This is a genomic window from Shewanella sp. SM95 (genome assembly GCF_025653595.1).
Taxonomy (GTDB): domain Bacteria; phylum Pseudomonadota; class Gammaproteobacteria; order Enterobacterales; family Shewanellaceae; genus Shewanella; species Shewanella oncorhynchi.
In genome coordinates this window covers 150583-163923 of sequence record NZ_JAKKSE010000010.1, presented here as the reverse complement: position 1 = coordinate 163923, position 13341 = coordinate 150583, and the positions used below count along the sequence as shown (strand labels likewise).

The 13341-nt window shown below is 44.2% G+C and carries 10 protein-coding genes; 2 read left to right on the top strand and 8 right to left on the bottom strand.

All coding sequences use genetic code 11. From position 1 onward, the window contains the following. Positions 1 to 383 precede the first annotated feature (383 nt). Complete coding sequence (locus L5M29_RS12870) at positions 384 to 1337, bottom strand: DUF72 domain-containing protein (protein WP_263168119.1); 954 nt, start codon at positions 1335 to 1337, stop codon at positions 384 to 386. 281 nt (positions 1338 to 1618) lie between these two features. Here L5M29_RS12870 and L5M29_RS12865 point away from each other — a divergent pair, with 281 nt between their 5' ends. Beyond that, positions 1619 to 3046, top strand: coding sequence for a GGDEF domain-containing protein (locus tag L5M29_RS12865; protein ID WP_212601310.1), 1428 nt, complete (start codon positions 1619 to 1621; stop codon positions 3044 to 3046). Between the two features lie 134 nt (positions 3047 to 3180). Here the strand turns inward: L5M29_RS12865 and L5M29_RS12860 are convergent, their stop codons facing one another. From L5M29_RS12860 to L5M29_RS12830, 7 genes are all read right to left on the bottom strand, one after another. Then, a complete protein-coding gene (locus L5M29_RS12860) occupies positions 3181 to 5073 on the bottom strand; it encodes a methyl-accepting chemotaxis protein (protein ID WP_263168118.1) in 1893 nt (630 codons plus the stop codon). 497 nt (positions 5074 to 5570) lie between these two features. Then, a complete protein-coding gene (gene pepN, locus L5M29_RS12855; protein WP_263168116.1) occupies positions 5571 to 8204 on the bottom strand; it encodes an aminopeptidase N in 2634 nt (877 codons plus the stop codon). A 251-nt stretch (positions 8205 to 8455) separates the two neighbouring features. Further along, the gene (gene lpoB / locus L5M29_RS12850; protein WP_173246506.1) at positions 8456 to 9049 is read right to left on the bottom strand and encodes a penicillin-binding protein activator LpoB; all 594 of its coding nucleotides are present in this window, start codon (positions 9047 to 9049) and stop codon (positions 8456 to 8458) included. 69 nt (positions 9050 to 9118) lie between these two features. Next, positions 9119 to 10522: a COG3014 family protein gene (locus L5M29_RS12845; RefSeq protein WP_263168114.1), complete on the bottom strand. Its 1404-nt coding sequence runs from the start codon at positions 10520 to 10522 to the stop codon at positions 9119 to 9121. Further along, a complete protein-coding gene (def, locus tag L5M29_RS12840; RefSeq protein WP_263163753.1) occupies positions 10522 to 11079 on the bottom strand; it encodes a peptide deformylase in 558 nt (185 codons plus the stop codon). Before def ends, L5M29_RS12845 begins: the two co-directional genes overlap by 1 nt. Positions 11080 to 11144: 65 nt before the next feature. Further along, positions 11145 to 11357: a SlyX family protein gene (locus L5M29_RS12835; protein ID WP_006080410.1), complete on the bottom strand. Its 213-nt coding sequence runs from the start codon at positions 11355 to 11357 to the stop codon at positions 11145 to 11147. A 9-nt stretch (positions 11358 to 11366) separates the two neighbouring features. Then, positions 11367 to 12317, bottom strand: a complete 951-nt coding sequence (locus tag L5M29_RS12830) for a WD40 repeat domain-containing protein (RefSeq protein ID WP_263168112.1) — start codon at positions 12315 to 12317, stop codon at positions 11367 to 11369. Positions 12318 to 12471: 154 nt separating this feature from the next. On the opposite strand from L5M29_RS12830, the gene fkpA reads away from it, so the two are divergent. Beyond that, positions 12472 to 13239, top strand: a complete 768-nt coding sequence (gene fkpA, locus L5M29_RS12825) for an FKBP-type peptidyl-prolyl cis-trans isomerase (RefSeq protein WP_105250047.1) — start codon at positions 12472 to 12474, stop codon at positions 13237 to 13239. Positions 13240 to 13341 lie beyond the last annotated feature (102 nt).

Below are 13341 nucleotides of genomic sequence, written 5' to 3'. Positions count from 1 at the left end.
CCAGCAAGTTGCTATGACAATTGATTTGATGATGAGACAGTCAGACTGATCTACTGAAAACCTTAGCTCGCCATAGGCTCATAATGAAGCCGCAAGGATGATAAGGACAGTAGAAGCAGATATCCATCAGGGCCAGAGGCATACCTCAATAACAGGCCGAATATATGGGTGCAATGAACTCTTCTCATAATCGCTATCGAATGTCTTGCAAACCGGATGGGTCCATATATGGCGTGAATGCCATTTATGCAGGAGCAATAAATGGCCTTGCCTAAAGTGCGTTAAATTCCCGCTGAATCCTGCATCTTCAGGTTGTTTGGGTATATACCCACGGCGAGTTTGCCGTGGGTTTCTTCTTACGTCCATTTTACTTAGCGTCCGTTTTACCAAGAAAGTCCCAGCTGCGTGCTTGTCTCCTCAGGTTTTTTATCAAGTAGTCTTAGCTCGGTGAGGTGAATTTGCGCTGCAATTTGGCTGCGCAATTTTTGATAGAGACGGATGGCCAGTTCAGGCGCGGCTTCATTGTCGGGAGTATGGATAAACAGATAGGGTTCACGACCTTCTGCGAGCCACTGCGGGAGTTGGGTGAGCCAATTATCAAAAAAGGTATCGTTATCCTTAGGTAAAACAGCAACGCCTTGCTGTGCGAGTTGTGCGACGGCATCGTCTGGTTGGCCGATAAAGCGCACCACTGGATTATTGGCGGTGGCAATTGCATGCACTGGCACTCGAGGTTTTTTCTTGTGAGCGTCGATAATCGCGACATTGCAGGGCGGCAGTGCAAACAAGGGCCTACTGTCCATGATGATGCGATTCACTTTTTTATCGATGAGTAATCGATTAAGCGCACGCTCGGCATCTCCCTTAGCAAAAAACGCAGCATGCCTGACTTCGACGCCATAGGTTAACCCTTGGGGGATTTGATCTAGAAATTGCGCTAACGCAGGCAAGTTCTCTGGGCCGAAATGGGCGGGCAGTTGAATTTTCCAGATCCCTGTTTTATCGATTAATGGTGTCATTATCTGGAAAAAATCTTTCAATTCTTGGCCGCAGTGTTGCAATAATCTTTGGTGAGTGATGGTTTGCGGTAGTTTGAAGGTAAAACGAAAGTTTTCTGGCGTGGCACTGTGCCAATTCATTACCGTTTGCTGTGCAGGCGTTGCGTAGAAGCTGGTGTTCCCTTCGACAGTATTGAATATTGTCGCGTAACGGGCGAGTCGCTCCGCTTGTTTAGTTCCGTGACCATACACACTTTCTTGCCAATTCGAGTGCGACCACATGGCAAGCCCAAGGCGAAAATGGTTGGGTTGATGTAACGGAGAGCACAATCGGTCCAAAAATAAATTCCTTTAATGCGATTTGCGCATACCAAAGCTGCGCCCTGATGTTGACCAACATTTTAGGGCATTGTGCCGATATCTGTCGTCCAGAGTCAAATAGTGCCACCGATGGCCTTAAGTATTGTGTTTGAATTTAACTCTGTAAAAGTCGGACTTAACTTAGCCAACTCTGGAATGACATTGAAAATTAACCTACTCTAATAGTGCGTTATTATTATTTTTATGCTTATGATCAAACTTAGGACTTAGCCAAAGACGGACGTTTATTGGAGAATTACGTGAATAATGATGGCTACACTTCCTTAAGCAATTTTATCGACCTTCTCTTGGATGCTATTTGTGTCGTCGATAAAACGGGGAGGTTTGAATTTGTGAGTGCTGGGGCAGAACGTATTTTTGGCTATACCCCAGAAGAAATGATGGGTATGCAGATGCTAGATCTTGTCATTCCAGAGGATAGGGAACGCACTCTCGCAACGGCCAATGAAATTATGGCTGGTCGCTTTAAAGTCGATTTTGAAAACCGTTATGTGCGTAAAGATGGTGTTATCGTCGATATTCTTTGGTCTGCACGTTGGTCCGATGCTTATCAACAACGTGTCGCAGTCGCTAGAGATATTTCTAAGAGCAAAAATGCCGAACGTAGACAAGCAGCCTTATATGAGATTTCAGAGGCTGTGCATGTCGCTGAGGACTTGCTAGCCCTATATCGTAGAATTCATGAAATTATTGCTAAATTATTGCCTGCAGCAAACTTTGCTATTGCATTGTACGATCAAGATTTAAATGAATTAAGTTTTCCTTATAAAGCCGCTACTGGCGAGGATTCGCTTATCGATATTGCAAGTTTCAGTGTGTTCACTGACCAAGTGATCCGCAGTGCTGAGTCTTTACTCCTGTGTCCCGTGACCTTAACTGATTATCCCCAAGCGATTCGTGAAGATTTGGGTAATGGCTGTTTAAGTTGGCTGGGTGTGCCGCTAAAGCTACAGAAAGGCGTTATCGGCGCTTTGATTATGCATAGCTTGCCCACTTCGGCTTCATATACACATCAAGACCGTGAGTTATTGGAGTTTGTTTCTACGCAAATAGCCTTTGCGATTGAGCGTCGACAAATGCTCGCGCGATTAGAGCATATTGCACTTTATGATCAGTTAACCTTGTTACCCAATCGTGAGCTTTTTTACGATAGATTTCAAAAGGCGCTATCTCGAGCCCATAGGGAATCAAGTTATTTCTCTTTGCTTTATTTAGACTTAGATAAATTTAAGTGGGTTAACGATACTTTTGGTCATAGCGTGGGCGATTTATTACTGCAAGTGACAGCGCAGCGAATAGTCAGTTGTGTGAGGGGCTCAGATACCGTTGCGCGTTTTGGGGGGGATGAGTTTGTCATCTTACTTGAGCGAGTTGATTCAGCACATAATACCCTGCTGGCCGCGCAAAAAATATTGCAAGTATTCGAGCACCCCTTCGAGCTTGCCGAACAGCAGATCCATATTCTGCCGAGTATCGGTATTGCTCTGTATCCAGAGCACGGTGAAAATGAGAAACAGCTTATTTCCTGTGCCGATGCCGCTATGTATAAAGCTAAAAAGAATGGCGGAAATCGAATTGAAATGGGTTATCAAGGATTAAGAAACGTACATGCTGAGCTTCGACCTGAGGCCAATATTCCTGAAAATAAAGCGATGAAGATCATTTAAGCTTGCTTTAGGTAAGCCATTGTAAGTCTATAAAGAAATAATATGTAAAGAAATGCCCGCAAATGTCACTGACACTTGCGGGCATTATTGTATGGAACTGTTGATGTAATCTTTATATAAAATAAGGCTTTTGATTACAGTTTGAAGCGATTAACTTCCTGCTGCAATGATGCGGCTAAATGGGCGAGCTCTTGAGCTTGGACCATAGACGTTTGTGCCTCAATCGAGAGATTCTCTGACACTTCACGAATCGACTCTGTATTACGGTTGATTTCGCTGGTGACTGAGGTTTGCTCCTCGGCTGCAGTGGCAATTTGGCTCGCCATATCTGAAATATCATTAATGGCTTTGCTGATTTGCAACAGACTTTCACTGGCTGAATTAGCATCGGCCACACTGGTTTCTGCCATTTCATGACTTTGAGTCATAGACTTAACGGCTTTGCCTGCGGTTTGTTGTAGGGTTTCGATCATCGCTTGAATTTCTTGTGTCGATGAATGCGTACGTTGTGACAGTACACGCACCTCATCAGCAACTACAGCGAAGCCACGACCTTGTTCTCCTGCACGTGCCGCCTCAATGGCTGCATTGAGTGCAAGTAAGTTGGTTTGCTCTGCGATGCCACTAATGGTCAACAAAATGCTGTTGATCTTTTGTGAGTGCTCGTTCAGTTCACCGATAATTCGCCCTGCAGTTTCGACTTCACTGGCTAAATTACGGATAGATTGCTGGCTTTGCATTACCTGTTTATGGCCATGGTTTGAAAGTCCGACCGCATTTTGAGCGGTCTGCGCTGTATGCTCCGCATTACTGGCAATTTCCTCGGTGGCGCTGGCCATTTCGGTCACCGCAGTGGCAACCATAGTCACTTCATCTTGCTGTACTTCAATGCGCTGACTGTTATCCGTTGCCGACGCACTACTTCCTTTGGCTTGATATTCCAATTGACCCGCAATCTTGTGCATGCGGGAAATCATACCGTGTAGACGTTCTACAAAGCGGTTAAAACCCGAAGCTAACATACCAATTTCATCGTGACTGTTGGCAGTATGAATGCGCACAGTGAGATCGCCATCGCCCTCGGCAATATCATTGAGTGCTTGGGCAACGCGTTCGAGATCTTTGAATTGAATTTTAAAGATGGCGATTAAAATCAAACCAAACAGCACCAATAGTGCAACACCTACGGCTGACATCCACCAAGCAAGATCGGTTGCCTGTGACATGATTTCTTGCTTATCCATTACGAAAATCAGCGCCCAGTCTGTTGAGGGTATTGCCGCAACATAGACTAACTTAGTGGCACCATCGAGGTTTCGCTCTTCCATCGTATTGGCATTAGTGCGCTGTGATAACCAGTTATTACTAAAATTACTATCGATTTTAGTGAGTTGTTGAGTATTTAGCTGGCTATTGGGATGACTAATAATGAGCCCTGCATTATCGACCATCAGAGTGTAACCTTTGCCTGGTACTTGGAGGCGCTGCACTGCATCTGTTAACTGATCTATGGTTAAGTTTGCAGCCGCTACGCCTATGAGCTGGCCTGAGCTCATCACAGGTTCAGCTATAGTTACGACTTGTTTTTTCAATGTGGCGCTGACGTAGGGCGCCGTCATGATCATTTTACCCGCCGTTTTAGCATCCATATACCAAGGGCGAACGCGGGGATCATAATTTGCGGTATTCAGCGACGGATCTTGGCGATACATGTTGCCTTGCTCGTCACCATAGTAAGTGAGGGCAAAGTCAACCGCAGTATGCGCTTGCAACAAATGAGGGGTAACGTTGGTACTAGGATCGGCTTCAATGGTTTGCTTTAGGCTCGTAATGGCCATTTTTCTGTCTTGCATCCACTGACCTATGCCGGATGAAAAGGTATTCGCCAGTTGGTCAATTTCATGTTGGGTGTTTTCTAACGCATTATTTCTAATGAAATAACTAGAGATACTTACGAGTACAGCAATAGTGATCAGTACAGCGGAAAGACTGCTAAACAGCAGCCGCGTTTTGAGTGTCGATCGCATAATCTATATCCTTTATATTCCGTTAGCTCTCTAACGTTGTTTTAGTATAGCGGCAGTACGGGGCAAAACATTAAATCATTGAAGAATTATAGTAATAAATTTAGAAGTGACGCCCATAATTTATGAATTTAATAATTACATGATTTTTATATCAATAACGATTGCGTCAGCGGTTGTTTATTTGATGAACGGATGGAACTTAGCAGACTAAACTGAAGAGATGAATAATATTTTACAGGTGATAAATAACATTAGTTATCGTCAGTAAGCCGTTAAAATACATAAGCTCAAGCTAACAATTTAATTAAATATGTCTCTGGTTGTGAGTGTGATTAATTCATTATTCAGAATGCTGGCTTGTTTATATCAAAGGTTAGTGAGCTTAATTTCGCGCAGGTAGCATCTTGTGTGCTGGTTCAAGTTTAAGACTCATCTGTAACAGAGCATAAAAAAGGGACTCCTAGGAGCCCCTTGTTCATTTTAAAATGACCTAAATATTAGTGGGTCATCTTATTTTTGATCAGCACACAACGCTGCTCTATTTGACGGGTTTCCAGTAGATTACGGCGGGTAAGGTTAGATAGCCCAGTTTGGCGATCAAGTACTTTGTCCAATGCCGCTATGCTAGTGTAATTACAATCGGTTGGGATGAGGAAATGGCTATAATTACGCATAAATACTGGCCCTTTTTTGTCCATATCCATTAAGCTCGTCAGACGCTCTTCCGCTGTAGCTGCGCTTAATAGTTTTTGCTCAGCAGGATAAAGATTTTGCATAATAATCCGCTGTTTGGAGAAAGGCAGGCTGTCTAGATGGACTTTACTTAACCAACGACGTTTTGCGGCCGCTTCAGGGCGGATCACTTGTGCCGCAAGTGCCGCTTTTTCACCAGAGTCTGAATTATCCTTGGCAGCTTCTTTGGTTAAGCGCTGCAGCGCGTTAGGAAAATCATAGCGATTAAGCTGGGTGATGATTGCCCATCGTAAATCTTGATCTAAGGTTAATCCCTTGATTTTTGTTTCACCGTCAATGAGTTGCGCTAAATGACGCAGTGAATCTCTGTCGCTTGCTAAACTGACATAGGCATTGAACCAGATCCGTTGGAAGTCATTATCGCCTTTATTTTCCATTGCTTTTCTCAGACTCATTTGGCTTAAGCCTTTAATTGCATTTTCAGCGTAGTTTTGCTGAATAGGGGCGATCTGAGCGAGATATTCCTTCGAGCGCAACATGCTATCGATGATCTGACCAACAATCGTGTAGTCCGTCTCAGCTGGCGCGTTAACAAACACTGTGCTTAGGTATTGATCTAAGCTCAATTTACCTTCGCGGACGCTGTCCCACAGACTTTGCCACAGCATAGATCGCAGTAGTGGATCGGAAATATTACTCAGTTGTTGTTTTGCGGTATTAAATGACTTGTCATCAAGCTCGACTTTCACAAAGCCCCAATCATCAAAGTTTGGATAGACTAGGTCTGGGCAGCGCTCACCAATCAGTTGTTTAACTTCGGTACGCTCGCCTTTGTAAGTCACTGGCACTGTAATGTCATTTCGCAGATCAAAGCGACCTTGGGTAAATAGAGCCACTTGGACTTTTTGTTCACGTAATGTGGGTAGTTCTGCGCTTGCAGGGAGCTGTCGTAGGCTAAATTTGCTGATTCGGTTGCCCTCACAACGATATTCCGCCTTGATGGTGTTAACGCCCGCGCTGTAGAGCCATTCTTGAGTCCATGCACTTAAATCGCGGCCAGCGGCTTTCCCTAGGCTATTGATAAAATCGTCTAACTCAGCGTTTTGATAACTGTATTGTTTTAAATAGTTACTGACGCCACGACGAAACACCATGTCGCCGAGTAAATGGCGTAATTGTTTTAGCGTTGATGCGCCTTTTTGGTAAGTGATAGCATCGATATTGTCGAAGGCGTTCTGAGTCGTTGCTACGGGTACTTCAATGGGGTGCGTGGTGACTAAGCTGTCTTGCTCATAGGCTTTTTGCTTGCCTTTAGCGTAGAAGGTACGCCAAGCATTGGTGAACTCTGTGGCTTCTTGAGTCGCAAGTGTGCCCATAAATGAAGCAAAACTTTCATTTAACCACAAGCCATTCCACCATTTCATGGTGACGAGATCGCCAAACCACTGGTGCGCCATTTCGTGCATGATCACGCCCGCAAGATTTTGCTTCTGATCCGCTGTCATAGCCGCTTTATGAAGGAAGAGATCTTCGGAAAAGGTCACTGCGCCTGCGTTTTCCATCGCGCCATAAAGGAAGTCGGGCACTAGAATTTGATCGTATTTCTTAAAGGGATAAGGAATACCAAAGTAATTATCGAAAAAAGTTAACCCTTGTTTTGTATAGGTAAACCAATCTTGCTCCGTGACTTGATTAGCAACGGATTGACGGGCGAACAGGCGCATAGGATAGCGGCCTGAGTTGTCTTGCCACATGTGATAAGGGCCCGCGTGCATCGAAAAGTTATATGGGCTTAGCTTAGGTGTTTGTGGGAAAGTCCAACGATTGTAAGCACCTGCTGGGGTGATTTGGCTTTCACGCATCGAGCTAATGACTTGCCAGTCTTTGGGCGCTGTTACCGTAATTTGATAGTTAGCCTTGAGATCCGGTTGGTCGAATACTGCGAACATCTGCTGAGCTGCAGCGGGTTCAAAATGAGAGTAGAGGTAGACCTTGCCATCGATTGGATCTTTAAAACGGTGTAAACCTTCACCATTGGTGCTGTGGGCACGGCTAAATTGCACTTCAATGGTATTTTCGCCTGAGGTGAGCAAACGCGTATTTAAGCTGATGTAAGCGCCATTGTAATTGGGGTATATGGCGGTACCGTTGATGATAAAGCGTTTTATCTGCGCCTTGTTTAAATCTAAGCTCAGTTGTTTTGGCACTTCACTTAATTGAAATGTCACTTTGGAGGTGGCGGAAAACTCGGCATCCCCTGTGAGCTGAAAATCCAAGTCATAGTGAATATCGGAGATGACCTGCGAGCGAAGCGCAGCCTGATATTGGCTAATATAAGCGCTAGCATCACGTGGACCCGTATTGAGTGTACTTTGGGTTGCGCACGACATTAATGTGCCACAGGTAAGGGCAACGAGACTGGCTTTAAACAAGTTCACAACTTAAATCCTTCAACGATTTGTTTTTTGCTTGGATGTTTGCATTCAATATCGTGTGTGTAGGTTTGCCTTTGTGGCAAATTATCCCTCGCGCCAGCGCCAATTTTGAGCATCATCATCGCAGTGTATTTTGGCCGAGTACACTACCTTATTTACCTTGGATTACCAATGTTAAAAATGTAAAAAAAAGCCAGCGTTAACGCTGGCTTCTTGAGATTACTGCTTGGCAGAATTAAGTGCCAATAGGACAATTACATGCCTAAGAAAGACTTAGACTTCATCTTACGGATTTCTTTTTCATCAGACCATTCGATAAGGCCTGTTTCTAAATCCATTAAACGCATTGTCATCTTATAGTAGACATCTTTAGTGCTACCGTCTTGCTTCACTATGCTAGATAAATTGCCATATAACATGTATTGAGCGCCAATTTGACGACCAAACTTGATGGCGGTTGATGGGTCAACCATGCCAGTGTTGTTTTGGTAATCCAGTTGTTTACGGACTGAATCTACTTTAGTCATGTCGATAAAACGGAACTTGCCTGAGCGCAATAATTTGTTACTGATAGAGTCAGTGACAGACTCAGTGTCGATATGTTCTGAGGTTTTGTTTTTGATGCTGTCAACAAATAAAATCGGGCGGTCATTGGCTGTTATTGCCACGATAGGAGGGAAAGTCATCATGCTATCAACCATCTTGGCTGCAATAGCTTGTAGATCCGTCGAGCCAAAGTTCTCATTGACGGTTTCAACTTCTGTGGCATCGCCATATTCGACTTTAGATTGACATGCAGCTAGACCCATAACGGCAGCCAGTACAAAAATCAGTTTAAATTGTTTCATAGTCAGTTCCATTTTGTGATTGTATAAACTTAATGACACACGTCTTATTCAAATACCACAACCGCTAGGCTAAATGATTATTGAATAAATTCGGGTGTAATTACCAGTATCAATTGCCCAGACTAAGGTGGTTTTGCCTGCTGCAACATCAATTTTAGCCGGTGGCGCTTTGTCTAACTGCAAAGTGTATTCACCTGCACTCAAATAACGCCGCCCGATCTGTGCTTGTTTAGGGAGCGTCAGCCAACTACGACGATCCGCTTGTTCTGTTACTACGTTAAAAATCTGCATCGCTATACTGCCAATATCGGCAGCATTGTTCCCTGGTTTACCACTCTTCTCAATCTGATAGGCCATCTCAGATTTAGCATAGACCCTAGCGACTTGACGAACTAGCGTCGCGGGCAGATCTTCCTTGAGTGCTGTGATGGCTAAGGCATCGATATTGGCAATAGGTTCAGTTTTCAGCACTGTACCTAAACCTTGCACTTGCGTCTCTGGCACAAAAGTATTGTTTGGCATGTAGGTAGCGAGTGACACTGTCTGCCAGTTACCATGGATAGTAAAAGGTACAGTGAGAGCTTGTTTTGCTGGCACAAAGCCGCGCTCGACCATCAAAATCACTTGACCATCTTTGGGATTGGGCAATTTAGCATCGCCCCAACGGCGCTTAAACTCATCATACTGTGGCATGCCGAGTTGCTTGGCGAGGCGGACCAGATCTTGCTGTAAATAGGTGTTATCTGGAGTGATTTGTGCTGCTTTACGATAATCGATATAGGCATCGTTCGGCTCACCCAGCACTTCGTGCAGTACGCCAGTGGTGTAATAACTGTAAGCGTTTAAGAAAGAACTGGTGACTGTGCCCGCGGCTTGTCCTAGTTTGTTAACCTCGGCATCTATGGTGCCGTTTGCCATGGCTTGAACTGACTTTTGTGATTTTTGATAACGTTCTTGCTCGCTGCTCTGTAGTTCGTTACTGCGACGAACTTCGACGAGAGCCCCCTGATAGTCGCCACTAAACAAATAGTTAAGAGCTTGGTATTGGTGCAGCATAATGCGTTCATACCCAGGGCCTCGGTACGGAATCGCATTGTCGTTTAACACTAAGCTGCTGGCTGTTGCGCCAATGTCACTAACGCTGACTTTGGCCTTATCATCAAAGGCGGTATAAGCATCTACTGCTTGCTGATAATATTTTTTACTGGCAGCAAAATCGCCGGCGACTTGAGCAATTCGTCCCGCTTCTTGGGCATAGAGTAAGCCGTCATTGCCATTGATATTACTAGCAAGTTTGTCGATATCGGCCATGGGAGTCGCACTATTAAGTTCTTGTTTGAGTGGTTCGATCTGCGCAGGATAATTAATGAAAATACTGTTATAAGCGCAGCCAGATAAGTTTAAAACCAATCCCATTGCCAAGGTTGGTGCAATAAATGCGCGAGAAAAAGGTGTTATGAAGGACAGTTTCATTATTGCGCTTCACCTTTTTTGATGGATTGGGCTGAAATCGCCTGAGTCTGTTCTGGCATAAGTGAACGCTCGAGTAATGTGATCCCTTGAAGGTGATCAAATTCATGTTGAAAAATCCGTGCAATAAAGCCCGTTAATTCGGTTTGTTGCCACTCGCCTTGTAAATTTTGATAGCGTACTTCAATGGCTTGATGTCTTTGTATCGTAAATCTTTGCCCCGGTACAGATAAGCAGCCTTCTTCTCCGCTGACCAACTCGCTTGATGCATTAATGATTTGCGGATTAACCACGACCACAGGCGCCATATTAGGCGCGTCGGGATAACGCTCATTAGGGCGAGAAGCCATAATAAATAAGGCTAAAGGGCTGTGAACTTGGGGGGCTGCGATACCAACGCCATTGGCAGCGTCCATGCTGGCAGACATTTGCTCGGCAAGATGCGCGAGCTCTGCATCGAAATGGTGCACTGTGATTGCAGTCTGCCTTAGAATGGGTTCACCCACTAACGCTATGGGTAATAGAGTTGGGGTTTCTTTTGGCATTAAATGTTTAAACATCGCATTCCCTGGATATTTTGCAGTAACTGTTTTTTTAATCAAAGTTAACATCTAAAGCGTCAGTGTTAATAATGTGGTGGTGGCGTTTCTTCAGCCTGGGTCGCCATATTACTCGGTTCCATGTCCTGCAACTTACCAATTAACATGTGAATTTGGTGTTGCTGGTGAGCCACCAGTCGATTCAATTTGATGACTTCTTGGTTTAATTCTTCGACTGTGAGCTCTTGAAAAGCCAATTTGGTTTCTAGATCTTCAATCTGTGCTTGTACGCCTTGCATGGCTAACCTCTATTTCTGCCAAGTTTCAACTAAGCCTTGGCTACTGATACTAACGACTTTATTGGCATCTCGAATTGCCACAGAGTATACAACGGCTCCTCGATTTTGGCTGTTTTTAGTGAGTGCAACCTGCCATTTTTCAATTTGTTTACCCGAGTCACGTTGCCAGAGTATAACTTCCCGCGCTGGCGTACCTGTTAATATCTGGCTGTCTTGTTTGATAAACCTCACCGCTGAAAAGTTCATTTGACGACGGGTAATATCCAGCTTGTTTAATAGCTTACCGCTTGTGTTATCCCAGATTTTTGCTTCATCTGTGCTGCCATTGGTAAAACTTAAACTACCACTGTCGTTAAGTGCCACTTTGGTTATACGGCTGCCGAGTGTCCACGTATGAAGCGGTTGGCCAGTTTGTGCCTGCCAGAGAATCGCCTGCATATCATTTGACCCCGTTAATGCTAATCGGCCATCAGCAGAGAGGGCAACACTATTGACGCGCTCTTTATGTCCAAGGAACTTGATTAAGGCAGATTTTTCGGCATTAAGCGACATGACTGAACCATCATTTAAACCAATAAGTAGTGCGCCATTATCGGCTACCGCGACACTTTCACCGGATGAAGGTAAGGACCACCAGCCCAAAGGCTTACCGTCGACTATTTTCCACATAGCAACTGAATCTCTGCTTAACGATGCTGCAAATATCCCGTTGGGAGAAATCGCTGTACCTGTGACGCCAGTATTAATATCGCCATGTATCCATTGGTATTTGAGGGTGTGGGTACTGAGATCCCAGCATTGAACTCCACTACTTTGAGTGGCAACTAAGGCGAATTGCCCATTACTTGATAGGCTCGCGCTATAGCTGGGCTCTGTTGTGAGAACACTGATATCTTCTGCTTTGGGGTGGCAAGCGATTAGAAAAACTGTGCAAATTACCAGCAGTAGATTTTTCTTCATGAACTTGCTCCCTAAGTTGTTGTCTTTAGACTTGATCAAGTGACATTAATCACTGTTAACCCATAAAGAATCTAGTTGGTATAACCGAGATAACTAGTATAAAGTTGTCACGCTTAGGTTATTGTAACCGCTTGAGGATGCTGAGGAAGCTTTAATGAAATCGATTTATAAATTATCGTTAGTTGCATTGGCTATTATTGGCCTATCTGCTTGTAATCAAGAAGAAAAAGCAGCTACGAGTACAAATGTTGAATTAACGACTGAAGCTCAAAAAGAAGCTTACAGTGTAGGCGCTTCAATCGGTCGTTATATGTCTGGCCATATCAAAGAGCAAGAAGAATTAGGCCTGCCAGTTGATCGCACTCTGATCGTCACTGGTTTCACTAATGGTCTGAATGACCAATTAAGTTTAACCGAAGAAGAAATGCAAACCATTCTTCAAGGTCTAGATAAAAAGTTAAACGATAAACGTCAGGAACAAGCAACAGCGATTTCTGCGAAAAATATCGAAGATGGTAAAAAATTCCTTGAAGAAAACAAGGTTAAGCCTGGTGTAGTGACAACTGAGTCTGGCTTACAATATGAAGTATTAACTCCAGGCACGGGTGAAAAGCCTGCCGCAGAAGACACTGTAGAAGTGGATTATGTCGGTACTTTACTTGACGGTACTGAGTTTGATAGTTCTTATAAACGCGGCGAAGCGGCTAAGTTCCCTTTGAATCGCGTTATTCCTGGTTGGACTGAAGGCGTGCAATTAATGCCTGTTGGCGCTAAGTACAAGTTTGTGATCCCATCAGAATTAGCCTATGGCGTACGTGATACTGGTACTATTCCACCAAACTCTACGTTGATTTTCGAAGTTGAGTTGAAATCAATCGAGAAAGCTTCTGCGGCGCCAGTAGCTGAACCTGCTAAAAAGTAATTGATTAGCTGCGACGTGTAATACGCCGCAATTGAAAATACCGCTCCTAAATGAGCGGTATTTTTTTGTCTGTAAAATTCGCATTATTGTTTTAATATTTAG

Coding starts and splice junctions, on each gene's coding strand:
- L5M29_RS12860 (WP_263168118.1), bottom strand. CDS start 5,073: ATGCGATCGACACTCAAAACGCGGCTGCTGTTTAGCAGTCTTTCCGCT.
- lpoB (WP_173246506.1), bottom strand. CDS start 9,049: ATGAAACAATTTAAACTGATTTTTGTACTGGCTGCCGTTATGGGTCTA.
- L5M29_RS12845 (WP_263168114.1), bottom strand. CDS start 10,522: ATGAAACTGTCCTTCATAACACCTTTTTCTCGCGCATTTATTGCACCA.
- def (WP_263163753.1), bottom strand. CDS start 11,079: ATGTTTAAACATTTAATGCCAAAAGAAACCCCAACTCTATTACCCATA.
- L5M29_RS12835 (WP_006080410.1), bottom strand. CDS start 11,357: ATGCAAGGCGTACAAGCACAGATTGAAGATCTAGAAACCAAATTGGCT.
- L5M29_RS12830 (WP_263168112.1), bottom strand. CDS start 12,317: ATGAAGAAAAATCTACTGCTGGTAATTTGCACAGTTTTTCTAATCGCT.
- fkpA (WP_105250047.1), top strand. CDS start 12,472: ATGAAATCGATTTATAAATTATCGTTAGTTGCATTGGCTATTATTGGC.